The sequence below is a fragment of the Flexithrix dorotheae DSM 6795 genome, from assembly GCF_000379765.1.
Taxonomy (GTDB): Bacteria; Bacteroidota; Bacteroidia; order Cytophagales; family Flammeovirgaceae; genus Flexithrix; species Flexithrix dorotheae.
This window is the reverse complement of the sequence record NZ_KB903437.1, coordinates 77,133-96,074: the sequence shown is the minus strand read 5'-3', so window position 1 is coordinate 96,074 and position 18,942 is coordinate 77,133. Positions and strand designations below refer to the sequence as shown.

Here is an 18,942-nt window from a genome sequence, read left to right as displayed (position 1 = left end):
GTCAAATATTTTGGTAAATTCCACTTTCATTGATTTTTTCACATAATTTATCTTTCGATTTTTCTATTAAGGAAATCAAAATACAATTATCCATGTTAAAAGTTATTAAACTGCTTAACAGGCAATTAGTTTAGCTAAGATATTGGAATAATATATTTAAATTTGCTTTTCAAATCTGAATATAAAATGTTCCACGTGGAACAATACTTAAAATATAAATCTAAATATGTACACAAGTTATGATGTGATTGTGGTAGGAGGAGGCCATGCTGGCTGTGAAGCAGCATATGCAGCAGGAAAGATGGGAGCCAAAGTTTTGCTCATTACAATGGATATGAACAAAATTGGTCAGATGAGTTGTAATCCTGCAATGGGTGGTGTAGCAAAAGGGCAGATTGTAAGAGAAATCGATGCACTTGGAGGAATGAGCGGAATTGTTACAGATAAATCAATGATCCAATTCCGGATGCTAAACAGATCAAAAGGGCCTGCAATGTGGAGCCCAAGATCCCAAAACGACAGAATGAGATTTGCAGAAGAATGGAGGCTTGTTTTGGAAAATAATCCTAATGTAGACTTTTGGCAGGACATGGTTACCAACCTGATAGTGAAAGATAAAAAGGTAACTGGGGTAAAAACTGGTATTGGAATAGAATTTTATTCAAAATCAGTAGTACTCACCAATGGCACATTTCTGAATGGGTTGATCCATATCGGAGAAAAAAACTTTGGCGGAGGAAGGGCAGGGGAGAAATCAGCAAAGGGACTTACCGAACAATTAATTGAATTAGGTTTCGAATCTGGGCGAATGAAAACAGGTACTCCTCCCAGGGTAGATGGCCGAAGCATTAATTATGAAGCAATGGACGAACAAGCTGGAGATGAGAATCCTGAAAAGTTTTCCTATTCAGAAGAAACTAAACCACTTCAAAAGCAAAGAAGTTGTTTCATTACCTATACAAATGATGATGTACATGATACATTAAAAAAAGGGTTTGATAAATCTCCAATGTTTAATGGAAGAATTCAGGGCCTGGGACCCCGATATTGTCCTTCCATTGAAGACAAAATAAACAGATTTGCAGAAAGAAACAGACATCAAATATTTGTTGAGCCAGAAGGTTGGGATACCATTGAAATTTATGTTAATGGATTTTCAACTTCACTTCCTGATAGTGTTCAATATGAAGCATTAAAAAAAATACCGGGTTTTGAGAATGCTAAAATGTTCAGGCCGGGATATGCCATTGAATATGACTACTTTCCACCAACACAATTAAAATTAACTCTTGAAACAAAATTAATTGAAAACCTGTTTTTTGCTGGGCAAATAAATGGAACAACCGGATACGAGGAAGCTGCATGCCAGGGACTAATGGCTGGTATTAATGCATTTAATAAAGTTTTTGAAAAAAGTGATTTTATACTCAAAAGATCTGAAGCTTATATAGGTGTGCTTATTGATGATCTCATCAATAAAGGTACTGAAGAGCCCTACCGAATGTTCACTTCAAGGGCCGAATATAGAATTTTATTGAGACAAGATAATGCTGATATTCGGTTAACAGAATTAGGATACAAAATGGGACTTGCAAATGAGAAAAGTTACAATCAAATGCTAGCCAAAAAAGAAAGCATAGGAGAACTGCTCAATTTTGTAAAAAAACAAAGTGTAAGTCCAGAAGAAGCCAATAAGCAATTAGCTGCTCAAAATTCTTCTGAAATCTCACAAAAAGTTAAAATAGCGCAGCTTTTAAAAAGGCCGAATATTGGTATCGACCATATTAAACCAGTTTCAGATAAAATAGGTAAGCAATTAAGTAAGTTTGATAAATCTGTGAGCGAACAGGTGGAAATTCTTTTAAAGTATGAAAATTATATTGAAAAAGAACAAAAAATCGCCTTGAAACTTAATAACCTTGAAAACTTAAATATTAATGAGAAGCTCAACTATAATGACATAAAAGCCATGTCCAATGAGGCTAGAGAAAAATTGAATAAAATAAAACCAAAAACTATTGGTCAAGCTTCCAGAATTAGTGGAGTTAGCCCAGCTGATATCTCAATATTGATGGTTTATCTTGAAAAATAAGTTTGGGAACTAAAATATTTCATGCTTAATCTACTCAACTTGGATTGTTGTAATAAAAATAAAACAGACTCTAGATATCATTTTTGTATCTAGAGTTTTTAATATCTATTCAAAATACATTTTCTCCTATTTTTAGTTTAGATTTCATCTGTAAACTGATTCAACCTTCTTTAAATTTTTAAAAGATTTTTTTACTACCAAATGATAAAGACTTTAATTAAAGTGTGCAGCCTAATTTCTTTGGCTTTTATTTTACAAAAATGTGCAAGTGTTCAGTCTCCTCCAGGTGGCCCAAGAGATCAGGACCCTCCAGAATTATTAAATACGGTTCCTTTAAATAGTAGCTTAAACTATAAAGGAAAAGTTATTCAGTTTGAATACAATGAACCAATTCAGTTGGACAATATCTTCAAACAATTATTAGTCACTCCCTATTCAGACAATAAATTTTCATCCAAGGTGAAAAAAAACAGGGTAATTATTGAATTTGAAGAACCATTCGAAGAAAATACAACCTATACCATAAACCTAAGGGATGCAGTTGTTGATGCAACAGAAAAAAATATTGCCACAAATTCAAAAGTAGCCTTTAGTACCGGGGATTTTATTGATTCTTTGAGCATAAGTGGAAACATCAGAGAATTAATGACAGGAAACCCGGTAGAAGATGGAGCGGTAATGTTATTCAGATTAGAAGATACTTTAAATGTACAAGATCCCTATTATCTTACCAAAACTGATGAATTTGGATTCTACGAGTTGGAAAATATAAAAGTAGGAGAATATGTAATTTACGCGCTATCCGAAGAGGATAATAACTATTCTTATACAAAACCCGAAGAAAAAATTGGTTTCCTCGCAGAAAATATAGTGCTAGACTCTAATATTACCGAACTGAATATAAAGGTAGCAGAGTATGACAATATTGATTTAGAATTCAAAAGAGCTAATTCCAAAGCACAATATGTGGAAATAGAATATAGTAAACCACTCAAAGATTACAAATTACAGTTTCTTGATGGTGAAACTGATTCTATTTACCACGGAATAGACAATAACCTAATTAGATTATATCAGTACACTGCACCTGAAATAGAAAGTATAACCTCTAATTCAAAACCTTCTAGACAGCCCAAAGAGAAAAAGAAAAAAGGTAAAAAAAATAATAATGATACTCAGCCAACCGAAACTATTACAAATACAGTAGTGGAGGATGATTCTATTTCATTAATTGTTACGGCCATTGATTTATTGGAAAACGAGGTCACTGATACCATGAAAATAAAATTTGCCAATAGACGTAAATCAGATCCTCAACCCTTTTCAATTTCAATTTCTCCGGCAAATGGCACAAAAATGAAAAAAGATGAGTACGTGAACATTGAAATAAAACTCAACAAACCTCCAATAAAATCAAAAATTGATCAAATAGCCTTATTGGAATTAAGAGATACAACATTATTCGAATTAGATTCTTCCTATTTACTTGTAGAGGCAGATACAATACAATTTCCCCTTGATAGTACATACCTAATTCCGAAAAAAATTGATGTGGAGCAAGAATATATTGGTATCACTCAAGGGATAATAGATAGTATTGAAATTAGATTTAATGATTCATATGTAATTGATAATCAATATTTTAAATACAAAACTAAATTATTTGACAGCCCAAAATCCATTAATTATATTAAAGGCATAAAATATCTTGAATTAATTAATGATACTTCGTCTTACGAAATTCTAACTTATGATACTACAAATTATAACATAGACACGGTCTACTATGATGCCCAAGTAACTGATACTTTACCATTGCCCAATCACATTAGTAGTAATCATAATAATACTTTTTTTACAATAGATTCATTTATCGTCAACTCAAGACAAAGCATATTTATTGATTCAACTGTATTCATCTCAGTAGAAAATGATACCCTAGATAAAATAGTTATTAACTATAAAGTTAAAAAGGAAGAAGACTATGGTGTATTGGGTGGAAATGTAATTACCGACAAAGAAAGTTTTTTCATCCAAATCTTGTCAAAAGATTACCAATTAGAACAAGAACTATATAATGCCAGGAATTTTAAATTTGAATTTGTAGAACCAGGAGAGAAAATATTAAGAATTCTTGTTGATAATAATAACAATGGAATTTGGGAAAAAGGAAGTTTCAAAGAACGAATTCCCCACGAGGATGTTTATTTTAGAGAAGAAGGTACTATCAATATAAAACCCAACTGGGAAATTTTAGACGAGACTATTGATACAGAAGAACAGTTACCAACATATTCACAGGAAAACTTGGAAGAATAATTTCAAATGTGAATAAGTCATGAAAATAAGACCTGACTTATTCACATTTTTCAACATTAACTCACATTTGTAAGGAAATATTTCAAAATTGTGAACAACTCACAGTTTTTTAATTTTAAGTTAACAGGTTATGAACGTTGGTATTGAAAGAAAACTTATTCACAATTTGATATTTCAGTGTGAATAAACTATTTAAAATATTTAAAAACAGCTAGTTACAAAAAAATAAATTGTGAATAACTTAGAGTAATCATCAACAACTCAACATATTCACATATTCACACTATAATAATGATAGAAAAAAAAGGTTTTAAAAAAGTCTATCATTTATTAATTAGAATGTTGTTAAGTTACATAAATCATCTAAAATCTTACATTATGGTTTTTAACGAGTCTTTTTACAAAAACTTATTATTTCTGGTAATATTTTTTTCGAGCACTATTCTATTTGCCCAGGATAATACTATTTCTCTTGCGGATGAATATTATTCGAATAATGAAATGGAAAAGGCTATTGAGTTATATGAAAAACTTGCCAGAAAAGATGAGAATATAGAAAAGATTCATAAAAATTATTTTGATGCATTATTGAAATCAGGAGAACAGAAATCGCTTGAAAAATACCTGAAAAGAATTTTAAAGTTATATCCTGACAATGCAGAGTATAATGTGGATTATGGTACATTTCTGATTTCTTCAGGTGATAATAATAAGGCCGTAGAGCATTTTGATTCATATCTTAATAGGATAAAAAAGGAAAATGATTTGTTAAGATATGCTGCGGTTTATTTTATTAATGCAGAGCAATTTGAGTTCGCAGAGAAAGCTTACATCTTAGGACAAAAAAATGATAAGAATGATTTTACAGGAGAATTGGCAGATTTATATTTTGTATGGGGCAAAAAGGAATTAATGGTTGCTCAATATATGGATCTGTTAAGTTTAGATGAAAATCAAGTAGATTATGTTCAGGGAATGTTGCAAGATAGGATTACAGATGAGGATGATTTTGAAAAACTGGAAAATGTGTTGGTAAGTTATGTTCAGAAAAATCCGGATAAAACTGTCTATAATGAAATCCTGATTTGGTATTTTCTGCAAAAAAATGAGTTTTACAAGGCTTTCATTCAGGCTAGGGCCATTGACAAAAGACAAAAATTGGAAGGGTTTAAAATTTTGGAAATTGGGAGGCTTGCTTTAAATAATGATTCATATAAAGATGCTATTAGAATCTTCCAGTTTTTAGTTGATAAATACAATGACAAACCAGTTTATTCTATTTCCCGTAGATTGTTGATAAATTCAAAAGAGGAATTGGTGAAGAATACCTACCCTGTGGATTTAAATGAAATTAAATCTTTAGTGAAGGATTATGAAGATATTATAAGAGAGTTGGGGATTAGAAAAAATACAGCAGATGCGGTTAGAAGCCTGGCGCTTTTAGAAGCATTTTACCTGAATAATAAGGATTCAGCTATTCAAATTCTGGAACATTTAATTCGAACCACCGGCATGAATCCCTCACTCATTTCTCAGGCAAAGTTGGATTTGGGTGATATTTATCTTTTAAAAAATGAACCGTGGGAAGCTTCTTTATTGTATTCTCAGGTGGAAAAGGCCGAAAAAGATAAAAACCTTGGACATATTGCTAAACTTAAAAATGCAAAATTATCTTTTTACAAAGGTGAGTTTGAACTAGCAAAAGCACATTTGGATGTACTAAAACTCGCTACTTCCAGGGAAATCGCAAATGATGCAATGGATTTATCTCTTTTAATTCAGGATAATTTGGATTTAGATACATCTTCCCTCGCAATGACAAAATTTGCAGAGATAGAATTATTGGTTTTTCAGAGCCAGTTTGAAAAAGCTTTAGTTGAATATGATCTTATGCTTAAAAATTTTGAAAATCATTCCCTAACTGATGAAATCTGGTGGGAAAAAGCAGAAATTCTCATCAAACTAGGAAGGTTTGATGAAGCAATTGAAAACTTGGAGCTGATTTTAAAACATAATAAAAATGATATTCTTGCCGATGATGCCAATTTTACGATTGGAAAAATTTATGAGGAAAACCTGAAAAACCAGGATTTAGCAATGGAATATTATAGAAAGCAATTAACCGATTACCCCGGAAGCATTTATAATGTGGAGGCAAGAAAAAGATTCCGAAAATTGAGGGGTGATAATCTCAATTGATAAACCTTGGTGAAAATATTCACGAATTTGACAATTCAACAATTCATACTGAATTTATATTAGTTTTCCATTTTAAGGCTTTTTGTTAATCCAAGTCATATTCAAAATTCTCCCTAATTTCTCTTGGGTAAAATATGAAAAAAGCTTAAGTAAAAAACTAGTAAAGTAAATTGTAGAATTATTTTCAGTCTGTCAGATTAATATGTCTTTCCTGATATTCTTTTTGCCCTTTCTTTCAACTTTTCCAGGTTACTCTTTAGCTCCTTAAGTTTATTTTCCATTTCCGAAATAGACTCATTTGAATTTTGTATTTCTAAAGCTTTCATTTTTTTCCTTTTTTATTGTTTTCTTACATTGAGTCAAAAAGGTTTCCAATAGTATATTTTTTTTTAACTTGCTGATATTGAGTTATTTAATTTTTTTCAATGAATTAATCTTATCTTAATTATGTAGTAATGTTTCATTTTGGGAAAATTCTCGAGATTATAAGTAAATAAAAATTATCCAATTAATTATTAAAAAAAAACTATTTTAACGTATGTTTATTGATCTTAAAGGAAAGATTTGTCTTATTTTAAGTAAAACTGAAAAAAGGAGGCCTGCACCCAGGAAAAAGTATCAACTTTAAATGTCAGGGAATTTAGAATTTGTACATTTGCAGTATTATTATGGGTAAGCTGAAGGAAAAATTGATTGAATTAGAAGAGAAAAGCTTTTTTATCCAGAATATTGATTTTGCAAGTAAAAGATAAAATGGAAGAGAAGAAATATAAAAAATACACTGTAACAGCTGCATTGCCTTATGCAAATGGTCCTTTACATATAGGCCATATTGCTGGTGCTTATTTACCTGCAGATATCTATGTAAGATTTTTAAGGGAGTCAGGTAGGGATGTTGCATTTATATGTGGTAGTGATGAACATGGTGCTGCAATTACAATAAAAGCACAAAAGGAAGGGGTAACGCCCAAACAGGTTATTGATAAATTCCACAAAATTAATAAAGAAACTTTTGAGGAATTTGGGATTGACTTTTCCATTTACCACAGAACCTCTGCTCCTATACATCATGAAACCGCTCAGGATTTTTTCAAGGTGCTCAACGAAAAGAAAAAATTTACAATCGATGAGTCTGAACAATATTATGATCAGGAAGCCAATCAATTTTTGGCAGACAGATACATTGTTGGCGAATGTCCAAAATGTGGAAATGAAAGTGCTTATGGGGATCAGTGTGAAAAATGTGGGTCTTCTCTTGTACCAACGGATTTAATAAATCCTAAGTCCACTATAACTGGAAGTGCTCCAATTCTTAAAAAAACAAAGCACTGGTATTTACCATTAAATGATCATGAAGAGTGGGTGAATGATTGGATTACAAAAGGTGAATTGGATGGTAAATATCACCATAATCCTAAAGAGTGGAAAAAACATGTTCTTGGCCAGTGTAAATCATGGATTGATGGAGGCCTACAACCACGACCAATGACCAGAGACTTGGAATGGGGAGTAAAAGTTCCTTTAGAAGGAGCTGATGGTAAAGTTTTATACGTTTGGCTGGATGCTCCGATTGGCTATATTTCAGCCACAAAGGAGTGGGCAAAAGAAGCAGGTAAAAACTGGGAAGATTATTGGAAAAATGAAGACACTAAACTAGTCCATTTTATAGGAAAGGATAATATCGTATTTCACTGTATAATATTTCCAATTATTCTAAAATCTTATGGAGATGGTTTTTTATTACCCAACAATATACCAGCCAATGAATTTTTAAATTTAGAAGGAAATAAATTATCCACTTCAAGAAATTGGGCTGTCTGGGTACATGAATATTTAAACGATTTTCCAGGAAAGCAGGATGAACTGAGATATGTTTTAAATTCAAATGCTCCCGAAAATAAGGACAGTGAATTTACCTGGAAAGATTACCAGGCGAAAGTTAATAATGAATTAGTCGCTATTCTGGGAAATTTCGTTAATAGGGCTATTGTTTTAACGAATAAATATTTTAACGGAGATGTACCTGTAAGAGGAGAGCTTGCTGAATATGACAAAGAAATCATAAATAAAATTGCAGAGGTTCCTGAAAAAGTTGAGAAACTGATTGAAAATTACAGGTTTAAGGAGGCTCAGTTTGAAGTAATGAATTTGGCGAGAATAGGAAATAAATACCTTGCTGATACAGAACCGTGGAAGTTAATAAAGGAAGATCCTGAAATTGTCAAAACTATATTGAATATAGCCCTTCAATTGACAGCAAATTTGGGTGTTCTTTTAACTCCTTTCCTGCCAAAAACTGCCAAAAAAATTCAGTATATGGTTGGACTTAGAAATCCCAAGTGGAATAAGGCTGGCCGAGTGGATCTGCTGTATCCTTATGATAAATTAGGAATTCCTGAGTTATTATTCAGTAAAATTGAAGATAGTCAAATTGAATACCAGATAAAAAAGCTTGAAAAGGCTAAGGTAGCTTCTAACGTTCCGGCAGAACCTGTAAAAGAGCCGACTACTTTTGATGATTTTACCCAAATGGATATTAGAGTTGGGACCATTTTACATGCAGAGAAAGTGCCTAAGACAAAAAAACTTTTGAAACTACAGGTGGATACAGGTGTGGATAAGAGAACAATTGTAAGTGGAATAGCGGAGTTCTTTAAGCCAGAAGAGATAATAGGACTTCAGGTTTGTGTATTGGCGAATTTGGAACCAAGAAAAATAAAAGGTATTAATTCTGAAGGAATGATATTAATGGCTGAAGATAGAGATGGAAGCTTGTCATTTATTGCACCAAGGAAAAAAGTTACAAATGGAGGTGTAGTCAGATAAGTTTTTCTATTTGAACAAAATTCTTGAAAAGTCAGCAATTTGTGTCTAATTGCTGACTTTTTTTGGTTGGAAAATTATCCTAGCCTAACCCTGGGATCAATTGCCGCATAAAGAATATCAACAAATATGTTGATAACCACAAAAATTCCTGCCACTACGAGGGTAGATCCCATTACTACAGGAAAGTCTAATAATTCTACAGCTTTTAAAGTCTTTAGACCTAATCCTTTCCAATTAAATATGTATTCAATAAAAAAAGCTCCTGCCATAAGAGATGCTAACCAACCTGAAACTGCAGTGATAACTGGGTTCAGGGCATTTTTTAAGGCATGTTTTCCTATGATAACAAACCTGTTAAGTCCTTTAGCCTTAGCTGTTCTAATATAATCTTGTTGGAGGATTTCTAGCATTGAACTTCTTGTTAATTGGGTAATAATAGCTAAAGGTCTAATACCCAAAGTAATAGCTGGTAAAATAATGTTTTTTAAATGCAATTGCCGTCCATATAAGGGATCATTTACCCAAAGAGATCCTGTAAGATTAAGACCTGTGTAGTCAGAGAGGTAGTAACCAAATAACATGGAGATCAGAATGGCTGAAACAAATGAGGGTGCAGAAATCCCCATTACTGAAGAAGTGACAAAAAAATGATCCAAAAAAGAATTTTGTCTAAGTGCTGCGATTAAACCAAATAGAATACCGAAAAAGGTAGCAAATAACATGGCTGCAATTGCAAGCCAGATTGTCCCTTCCAGATTTTCCAGGATTAAAATGTCTACTCTTTTATTTGATTGAAAAGATCGTCTTAAATAAGGAGTTTTTAAGGCTAGGATATAATTTCCCCCTATACTAAAAAAGGATACAAAATTGTATTTATCTTTTACATAAGAATTATCTTTATGAATAGAAATAGGAGAGAGGTCATTGAGGTAGTGCACTAATTGTTGATTGAGTGGCTGGTCTAATCCCAATTCCTTTCTAATGTTTGCTCTGGTTTCAGGATCAGCTCTTTGACCAGCAAGTAATGCAACGGGATCGCCAGGAAGTGCATGAAATAAAAAGAATACTACATGCACTACTCCCAGTATAACTAAAAAACCGTAGCCAAAGCGCTTAGCCACAAATTTTAACATAATTCTAGTATTCTTTTAAGTTTAAGACTTTACAATTTTGCTTTATATCATACGAACTGAACCGGTTTTTATTGAGCGATTTTTTAATTGATTTGCAAATTACCGAACCCGATCACCATAGAGGTTTTTTTCTTTTTTAACCACTTTTTGTTAATAAATAAATCAAAAAAATAAAAAATGTAAAAAATATTGTCTTTATTTTGTTAAAAAAATAATCAATTAATTATATTAGCATATATTTTTTACACCGTAAATCCCTTACGGTTTTATCATACATCTTTGATTAAGGAATTTTTGAAAATTCTATATCAATCAATTTTTTTAATAATTAAGAATAATTATATTGTAATAACAAAAAAAATAGAATAATGGCTGCAAATAATGACCAATCAGAGAAATTAAAATCCTTACAACTTACATTATCCAAACTTGAGAAAGATCACGGTAAGGGAATTGTGATGAAATTAAATGATGATAGTGTAATTGATGTTCCAAGTATTTCTACTGGATCATTAGGATTGGACTTGGCACTAGGAGTAGGAGGTTTACCAAGAGGCAGAATAATTGAAATTTATGGTCCGGAATCTTCTGGAAAAACAACACTGGCTTTACATACAATTGCCCAGGCACAAAAGTCAGGTGGGATAGCTGCATTTATTGATGCAGAGCATGCTTTTGATAAAATTTATGCCGAAAAACTGGGAATTGACTTAGACAATTTGCTTATTTCTCAGCCAGATCATGGTGAACAGGCACTTGAAGTTACCGAACATTTAGTGCGATCTGGAGCTATTGACATAATTGTAATAGATTCTGTAGCGGCATTAGTACCAAAAGCTGAATTGGAAGGGGAAATGGGTGAAAGCAAAATGGGATTACAAGCCAGGTTGATGTCTCAGGCATTAAGGAAACTGACTGGTACAATTAGTAAAACCAATTGCTGCTGTATTTTTATCAACCAACTAAGGGAAAAAATTGGGGTTATGTTTGGAAACCCTGAAACTACTACTGGTGGTAATGCGCTTAAATATTATTGCTCGGTTCGTTTAGATATCAGAAGGATTGGTGCAATAAAAGAATCTGCAGATAAAATTACTGGTAACAGAACCAGAGTGAAAGTTCAAAAAAATAAGGTTGCACCTCCTTTTAAAGTAGTGGAATTTGATATCCTTTATGGGGAAGGAATTTCAAAAGCTGGAGAAGTTTTGGATATGGGAGTTGATTTTGATATTATTAAAAAAGCAGGATCATGGTTTTCATATAAAGGTACCAAGCTTGGGCAGGGTAGAGAATCAGTGAAAGAATTAATCCGGGATAATCCAGAATTAATGGATGAACTGGAAATGAAAATAAAAGCGAAAATAAATGGTGAAACCATTGAAGAAGAGCCTGTAGCACAAGATTAAAGTTTGTTGATAACTCTTTTAAAAAAGGCCTTTTTGAAATTTCAAAAAGGCCTTTTTTTAGGACAGCAATGCCTCAATATCATTTTTTGAAAGATTTTTAATAAAGCTTTCCTCTGTTTTAATTAATTCATTAGCGAGCCTTAGTTTGCTGTTTTGAAGCGCTATAATTTTTTCCTCTACAGAATTTTTTGTGATGAATTTATAAATTACCACCTTGTTTTCCTGACCTATTCTGTGTGCTCTGTCAATAGCCTGTGCCTCAATTGCAGGATTCCACCAGGGATCGAGAATAAAAACGTAATCTGCTGCGGTTAAATTAAGTCCCAGGCCTCCAGCTTTCAGGGAAATTAGAAATAATTTTAGGTCGGGATTGTTTTGAAATTTATCTACTTGTTCTTGTCTGTTTTTTGTTGAACCGTCAAGATAGGCATAGCATAATTTTTTTTCAATCAGATAGTCTTTTAAAATATTAAGATGTTTTACAAACTGACTGAAAATAAGGATTTTATGTCCTTCTTCTATAGCTGTATTCAACATATGAATAACATCTTCAAGTTTTCCTGAATCACTTTTAGAATCAGGATTAACCATCTTTGGATGGTTAGCCAGTTGCCTTAACATTGTTAATCCCTGAAGGAGCAACATTTGAGATTTTGAAACACCACTTGTTTCAATTTGATCCAATATTTTATTTCTATAAATTGATTTTGTTTCTTCATACTCTTCTTCCTGGGCTTTCGTCATAGAAGAATATTGGATTTTTTCTATTTTTTCCGGTAAATCTTTCGCTACCTGAGATTTATGTCTTCTCATTATAAAAGGTTTAATCAGAGCATGAAGTTTTTTACTTTTTAATTCATCCTGCCTTTTTTCAATGGGTAATTGATATTCCTTTTTAAAATACTTTTGATTTCCCAACAATCCAGGGTTTACAAAATTCATCTGTGACCAAAGATCCATCGTAGTATTTTCAATTGGAGTACCGGTTAGAATAAGCCTTTTGTTTGATTTGAGTTGATTGACACTTTTAGCAATTATTGAAGTAGGATTTTTTATTACCTGAGATTCATCCAAAATGATATAATTGAAATAAAAATTTTCCAGAATGTCCACATCAATTCTTACAATACCATAAGAAGTTAAAATGAGATCGTAATTACTGAATTGTTCCAGGTCTTTATTTCTGGAAGAACCAGTGTAACTAAAAACCTTCAGGTTTGGAGTGAATTTTTTAGCCTCCATTTCCCAATTGTATAAAAGGGAAGTAGGCATAATCAGGAGAGAAGTCCCGCCATTGTTTTGGTCCTTCTCTTTTTGAAGCATGGCTAAGGTCTGTACAGTTTTTCCCAAACCCATATCATCAGCCAGGCATCCTCCGAATTTGTATTCTCCAAGAAATTGAAGCCAGTCATATCCGGCTTTTTGGTAAGGCCGAAGTTCACCTGTAAAATTTGATGATAAATCTGAGGATTCTATTTTACTAAAATCTCTGAGTTGTTCGAGTTTTCTACTCATAGAAACTTTGGCAAGACTTCCTGCCTTAAGTTCCTGAACCATAGCTACATGGTGCTTTTTTAAAGTGTGGTTTTGTTCATCTTCATCAATAAAATTAAAGAGATCTGAATATTGGGTAAACCAGGTATCCGGGATAACTGCTACTTCCCCATTGGGCAATACAAACTCCTTTTTATTCGAGATAATTAATTTTCTCAATTTTAGAAAAGGAATTTCGTACTCTCCAAATTTTACAATGGCATTAATATCAAACCAATCTTTGTTTTCATTAATTTCCAGAGTAATTCTGGATTGTCCCAAAAAGTATTTTTTCCCGTTTGGATTAGGTTGTTTTACATTTATTCCAGCAGATTCTAATTCTTTTAAGTGATCGGAAATGAAAGAAAAAGCCTTTGATTTTTCCATTACTGCTTTTCCATTTTTCATTGTCAACCCAAGCCCCTCAAGTTTTTGGTTAATACTTTTCTCAAATTCTATATTTCTATTAACCCTGTAAAAAGTAAAATTATCACCCTTTTTTTCAAGTTTCACAGAAACACCATTGGTTTTATTGGCTGTGAACTTAAACTTGTCATAATTAAAACCCAGGGTAAAAATTATTTTTTCCTCCTGATCTTCAACTATAGTATCACCATTATTCCCAAATAAAACACCGGAGCTTCCAGCCATTTCTGAAAGAGAAATATTTGGAAAAGGTTTTTCATAAACAGATTTTATATCGAAACCTTTAGCATAAACATCGAAAGATTCAATAAGTGGAGTGACAAACTTTTTATAGTAAGTATCCTCCATACTTCTGGGAATTGCAATAAATTTCTTATTAAGAAAGGGTTTTAATTTATTACCGTCAATGTTTTTTTCAAAGGTAAATAATTTCCCTTCCAGCATTAACCAGGCAGGTTCATTACAAATTAATATGCCATTTTTGTATTGAAAGTCAACCTTTTCACCTTTATATTTAATTGTGGGGAAATAATGAGTATTATCCTCATTTCTTCTAAAATGAAAGAGAACGGTAGCTTTTTCGTGCTGTACTTCAATTTTATGATGAGTAGGGTTACCATCGTTGGCCATCTCATAAAGTTCTTTTCCTGCCAAAAGATCCAATATTTTTCCCCTTCTGCTTTCAATATATTGATCTATATACCGAATTAAACCTTCATCTTTTCTCTTGGATAAATAAACATCTTCAAAAAACTTGGCAGGTAAAGCCTTCTTTTTATAAAATTTCTTGATAATGGCTTCCTGCTGAATTGAATCCATTAATTCTATAAGCTTGTAATCAGTATCGTCAAGTCCTGAAGCAAACTCGTGGGCATTAAGATGTGAAATATTTTGATGTTTTAAGGTAAGTTTTCCATTCTCACTTAACTCAACTACAAACGATTCAAATAAATATCCTAAATATTGGTGTTGAAATAATGAATAAACAATCTGAAAAGGGCTATCGGGTGAAACTACCATAAATAAACTACTTCAAAATCCTTCCTGAGCGGTCAATAAATAAAAAAGAAAATTCGAATCTAATGTATAATCCCTATTTATGGAAAAATTGGATTAGAAAAGATTTTGAAGCGAAGTGAAAATAAGATTATTCCAATAATTAATTGACTTTCTTGGTAAAATGGAATAGGCTATCAATTAAAAAAATTAGCAGGATGAAATTATAAAAGTATTAATAAGCAAAAATGCCTTCAAAATTAGTGTGGGAAAGGATGTCAGATAGGAATTGGTTTTTGCTAGTCCTTGGTGGGAAAGTATATCAGGTATCCACTTTACTTTCTCGGAAAACCTTTTTGAAGGCAGAGATTTTTTTACGGTCGGCCGCAGCCGTCCCTTTTTCATCGATTGGAAAAAGGGACGGAAGTTTAATCTTCTTGCATAGTTTATCATTTAGTAATAAGGCTTTTGGAATTGATAAAAAATCTGATTATTAGCCGGATTATAATTTAATTTTTGCAAGCAAAAGGTCACTTATTTAATAAACTCATAAGCACCAATATCAGGTTGGTCATCTCGATCATTTCCAGCCAAATCAGTTTCAATTCCCAATTCAATACCCTGGTCAATTGCCGGACTTTCACCAAGTGTATCCAACATAAATAAATTTTCCTGAGGATTTAAAAACTGAGGATCTTCATTAAGAATATTATTAGGATCGAATTCAGCAATTTGAGTTTTTAATAAATTATTAGAAGCAGAAATTTCAAATTTTCTTTCCGAAATAAAATCAAAAAATAATTCCTCCTCTAATTTTCCCCAAATAATATTATTAGCCATAGTAAGCGATAAATCGTCAGCAATAATGGATTCATCACTCAGAACCTCATAATTTTTAACTAAAAAAGAAGGATTATCACGGAAAAACTCCGGAGAAACTGCAGCAAAAGTATTGTGGTAAAGCTCATAATTTCCCCCAGCGGATAAATTGATAGTACTTAATATACAAGAATGAATTAGGGAATTTGTCATGACCAAATCGGAGGTAAAACTTAAAATGCCATAAGCTGCCATATTTTCAATAATAGAATTGGAAATGACAATATCCGGATCAGCATTATCATCTGGGATACCCAAATAAATACCTACATTTCCATTTCTGATAATTGACCAGTTGAAAACATTATTCTGGCTGGTAGCCAAAAAAGTTATTCCCTGCCATTGTCCTGGAACATCTTCATAACCTTCATCCGACCGAACACTTGTAAAAACAACAGGTTCTTCAACAGTGCCATTCACCTCCATATTTCCACCAACAAAAAGAGAAGCATTTGTACCAAAATGTATTCTGGTTCCTGGATTAATCGTGAGCCGGCAATTTTCTCTAATCAGAAGAGAGTCAAAAACAACATAAGGTTTATCCTTAGTCCAGGTAGCATTACAATCAACCGCCTGTAAGCCACCTCTAAAAAAAACAGCATCCTGTCCCCAGGAAACAAGCTTTACATCCTGTACATTTCCATTTGTTTCAAAAACCAGAGAATCCTGAACAATAAAAGGCAAATCCTCTTCCTGAGGATCAATTAAAACTTCCACTAAAATCAATAAACTATCCTTTCCCAGTAGCTGAATATTATTCAATTGATTCCCCTGAAAACCATTAATCACCACAGAATAAGCAGACTCAGAGCCACTTCCCAATTTAATACTGGAAAGATTCACCGCATTTTCAGAAGGATTATAAACCTTAAACCTTTTCGTAATACTACCCAGTGTAGTAAAAACAGTATCAAAAAAGACAGTATCAGTAGAAAAAGCAAGTTCAACCGAAGGATCATCAGTAACCACCTCCTCCTGAAGTTCACAAGAAGAAAAGTAAAAGCAGATTGAGATAAAGGTGATTAGGTAAAAAAATGGTTTGGTTGGTTTCAAGGGGTTATACTTATTTCAATTTATATTTCCTGTAAAATATTTCACCTAATCTATAGTAATACGTGAAATATTTTACAAACATAAGAAATGAAAAATCCATTTATTAAATACCAACTATCTTTTTAATAATTTGGAGGCAACAAGCTTTCTATAAGAATTATAGATAAATTCAATTTTGTCATTATCGTTCGGGTAATCTTTATAAGTTTTTGGAGGAAGTTCCATTATTTTATCAAAATCTGATAAGGAAAGGTCAAGTTTTTTACATAAATATTCCTTTTCTTCTTGGATTTTAATTGGATTGAAGGAACTTTTTTCTAACTCAGTTAATGCATAATCTCTGGTAATTTCACCTGCACAAATTTGTGTGGAGAAGGTAGCTTTTCTGTAATCAAGGTTAAATTTTTCCGGCAATATATAGGATTGAAGAAAACCAGTAAACTTTGATTCATAATGTTTTCCCCCGTAATATTTCCAATCTAATTCATTCTCCAAAACCTTCATAGCAGCTGCTTTATTGAAATCTACATAGTTAAGAGGATAAAGCGTTTTTATCCCCTTTATAAACTTATAGTACATCTCCGTTTTATAACCAAAAGTAGGATATGATTTTAGTTTTTTAACACCGAATTTTTTACAAATTGATTTAAATAATCGCATGTCTTTGGCGTAGTATCCCCAGCTTTTTGGTAAAATCCCTTCAGTTGCATAATTTCCCCCACTGATTACATACTTCACATTATTTTCTGCAGCAGCCTGGTGAATAATAGCAGGGATTGCCATATCGGTAGGTATTTCTGCATCAACTATTGAGGCTTTTAAAAATGCGATTTGTAAATCTTTAAATTCTTCCCAATCAATAACATAGCTTTGATAATCAAATCCTAATTTGGTTACTACATTCTTTACATTTTTTACTGATGTATCTGAATCCCATCCGTTATCCAGGTGGATAGTTAAAACTCTTAAACCATGTTGCTTCAGTAAATATGCTGTGTAGCAACTATCAACCCCTCCACTAATCCCTAATACACAATCGTATTCCTTATTCTTTCCAGACTCTTTCAAAGTATTTACCAGTTGAATAAGTTGTTTGTCACTTTCCTCTCCTTGGTAAATTAATTTGGAAATTCTGTCATAATAATCATTACAATGATTACAATGTCCTTTTTCGTCAAAATAAATATCGGGATCTGTAGTGTCCATTACACACCTGGTGCAACGTTGGTAATTCAATTTATTCATTTAAAAAAATAGTATGCAGTAGATTAAAAAATTCTCTTTCAAAAAAAGAACTTTGGATATGTTCAATTATTGCTTCTATAATTCAAACTTAACCTCTGATTTTTCTGGATAATTAATTAAAACTCCCTTTTTTTTACCGTGGTAAACAAACATACTACCAGCGCCTAGACCATTTGCAAATCCTTCTTTGTATCCTTCCTGGAGATGTTTTAAATTGCCTGCTCCTCCAAGTGCTACAATAGGTACTGTAACTGCTTCAGAAATTGATTTAATTAATGATATATCGTATCCAGCCATTGCACCATCATTTTCAATGGACTGAACTATTATTTCACCTACTCCTTTGGATTCCATTAATTGAGCAAATTCTACAGGAGAAAACTTAGTGCTTTTTTTTCCATTCCTAGTAAAGGTTTTTAACCCACCTAGAAATTTCTTTTTTATATCAATGCAAACAACAATTGTAGAAGAACCAAATGTATCAGCCGCTTGCTGGATAAAATCAGGGTTTTCTGCAGCAAAAGAATTAATTATTACTTTTTCAGCTCCGGCACTTATAATTTTCTGAATATCCTCAATAGTTTTAATACCACCACCAACTGCAAAGGGCATATTTGCTTCTTCTCCAACCTTTTTTACAAAATCTAATGAAACTAATCGGTTTTCCTTCGTTGCCAAAATATCTAGAAATACTAATTCATCTGCTTTAAAGTCATTAAAAATTCTAACAGCATTAATCGGATCACCTATATATCTAAAATCTTTAAATTTTTTAGATTTTACCAAACCCTTATTTTTAAGTAAAAGTACTGGAATTACCCTTGGTCTAAACATC

11 protein-coding genes are annotated in these 18,942 nt (G+C 32.3%); 5 read left to right on the top strand and 6 right to left on the bottom strand.

The window, feature by feature from the left end; genetic code table 11:
- Positions 1 to 226 precede the first annotated feature (226 nt).
- The 3 genes from mnmG (at position 227) to A3EM_RS0111965 (ending at position 6,610) form a co-directional block, all read left to right on the top strand.
- Entirely contained in the window at positions 227 to 2,092 is a 1,866-nt protein-coding gene (gene mnmG / locus A3EM_RS0111975; protein ID WP_020528454.1) for a tRNA uridine-5-carboxymethylaminomethyl(34) synthesis enzyme MnmG, read from the top strand.
- Between the two features lie 222 nt (positions 2,093 to 2,314).
- Positions 2,315 to 4,411: an Ig-like domain-containing protein gene (locus tag A3EM_RS45770; protein WP_169513352.1), complete on the top strand. Its 2,097-nt coding sequence runs from the start codon at positions 2,315 to 2,317 to the stop codon at positions 4,409 to 4,411.
- A 378-nt stretch (positions 4,412 to 4,789) separates the two neighbouring features.
- A complete protein-coding gene (locus A3EM_RS0111965; RefSeq protein ID WP_157637855.1) occupies positions 4,790 to 6,610 on the top strand; it encodes a tetratricopeptide repeat protein in 1,821 nt (606 codons plus the stop codon).
- Positions 6,611 to 6,807: 197 nt separating this feature from the next.
- Here A3EM_RS0111965 and A3EM_RS48315 read toward each other — a convergent pair whose 3' ends face one another.
- Positions 6,808 to 6,936: a hypothetical protein gene (locus A3EM_RS48315; RefSeq protein ID WP_020528451.1), complete on the bottom strand. Its 129-nt coding sequence runs from the start codon at positions 6,934 to 6,936 to the stop codon at positions 6,808 to 6,810.
- A gap of 427 nt (positions 6,937 to 7,363) precedes the next feature.
- On the opposite strand from A3EM_RS48315, the gene metG reads away from it, so the two are divergent.
- Positions 7,364 to 9,436, top strand: a complete 2,073-nt coding sequence (metG, locus tag A3EM_RS0111950; RefSeq protein WP_026210249.1) for a methionine--tRNA ligase — start codon at positions 7,364 to 7,366, stop codon at positions 9,434 to 9,436.
- Between the two features lie 74 nt (positions 9,437 to 9,510).
- On the opposite strand, the gene A3EM_RS0111945 is transcribed toward metG, so the two are convergent.
- Complete coding sequence (locus tag A3EM_RS0111945) at positions 9,511 to 10,569, bottom strand: ABC transporter permease (RefSeq protein ID WP_020528449.1); 1,059 nt, start codon at positions 10,567 to 10,569, stop codon at positions 9,511 to 9,513.
- Positions 10,570 to 10,937: 368 nt separating this feature from the next.
- On the opposite strand from A3EM_RS0111945, the gene recA reads away from it, so the two are divergent.
- Positions 10,938 to 11,975 (top strand): recombinase RecA, encoded by a 1,038-nt coding sequence (gene recA / locus A3EM_RS0111940; protein WP_020528448.1) that lies wholly within the window; start codon positions 10,938 to 10,940, stop codon positions 11,973 to 11,975.
- Positions 11,976 to 12,032: 57 nt separating this feature from the next.
- Here the strand turns inward: recA and A3EM_RS0111935 are convergent, their stop codons facing one another.
- The 4 genes from A3EM_RS0111935 to A3EM_RS0111915 all read right to left on the bottom strand — a co-directional run bounded on the left by A3EM_RS0111935 (position 12,033) and on the right by A3EM_RS0111915 (position 18,941).
- Entirely contained in the window at positions 12,033 to 14,954 is a 2,922-nt protein-coding gene (locus tag A3EM_RS0111935) for a DEAD/DEAH box helicase (protein WP_020528447.1), read from the bottom strand.
- A gap of 510 nt (positions 14,955 to 15,464) precedes the next feature.
- Complete coding sequence (locus A3EM_RS0111925; protein ID WP_020528445.1) at positions 15,465 to 16,862, bottom strand: right-handed parallel beta-helix repeat-containing protein; 1,398 nt, start codon at positions 16,860 to 16,862, stop codon at positions 15,465 to 15,467.
- Between the two features lie 114 nt (positions 16,863 to 16,976).
- On the bottom strand, positions 16,977 to 18,107 hold the full coding sequence (locus A3EM_RS0111920) for an N-acetyl sugar amidotransferase (RefSeq protein ID WP_020528444.1): 1,131 nt from the start codon (positions 18,105 to 18,107) through the stop codon (positions 16,977 to 16,979).
- A 75-nt stretch (positions 18,108 to 18,182) separates the two neighbouring features.
- Positions 18,183 to 18,941: an AglZ/HisF2 family acetamidino modification protein gene (locus A3EM_RS0111915; RefSeq protein ID WP_020528443.1), complete on the bottom strand. Its 759-nt coding sequence runs from the start codon at positions 18,939 to 18,941 to the stop codon at positions 18,183 to 18,185.
- Position 18,942 lies beyond the last annotated feature (1 nt).

Excerpts from the sequence above, each read along its gene's own strand:
- mnmG (WP_020528454.1), top strand. The coding sequence starts at position 227 with ATGTACACAAGTTATGATGTGATTGTGGTAGGAGGAGGCCATGCTGGC.
- A3EM_RS0111965 (WP_157637855.1), top strand. The coding sequence starts at position 4,790 with ATGGTTTTTAACGAGTCTTTTTACAAAAACTTATTATTTCTGGTAATA.
- A3EM_RS48315 (WP_020528451.1), bottom strand. The coding sequence starts at position 6,936 with ATGAAAGCTTTAGAAATACAAAATTCAAATGAGTCTATTTCGGAAATG.
- metG (WP_026210249.1), top strand. The coding sequence starts at position 7,364 with ATGGAAGAGAAGAAATATAAAAAATACACTGTAACAGCTGCATTGCCT.
- A3EM_RS0111945 (WP_020528449.1), bottom strand. The coding sequence starts at position 10,569 with ATGTTAAAATTTGTGGCTAAGCGCTTTGGCTACGGTTTTTTAGTTATA.
- recA (WP_020528448.1), top strand. The coding sequence starts at position 10,938 with ATGGCTGCAAATAATGACCAATCAGAGAAATTAAAATCCTTACAACTT.
- A3EM_RS0111935 (WP_020528447.1), bottom strand. The coding sequence starts at position 14,954 with ATGGTAGTTTCACCCGATAGCCCTTTTCAGATTGTTTATTCATTATTT.
- A3EM_RS0111920 (WP_020528444.1), bottom strand. The coding sequence starts at position 18,107 with ATGAATAAATTGAATTACCAACGTTGCACCAGGTGTGTAATGGACACT.
- A3EM_RS0111915 (WP_020528443.1), bottom strand. The coding sequence starts at position 18,941 with ATGTTTAGACCAAGGGTAATTCCAGTACTTTTACTTAAAAATAAGGGT.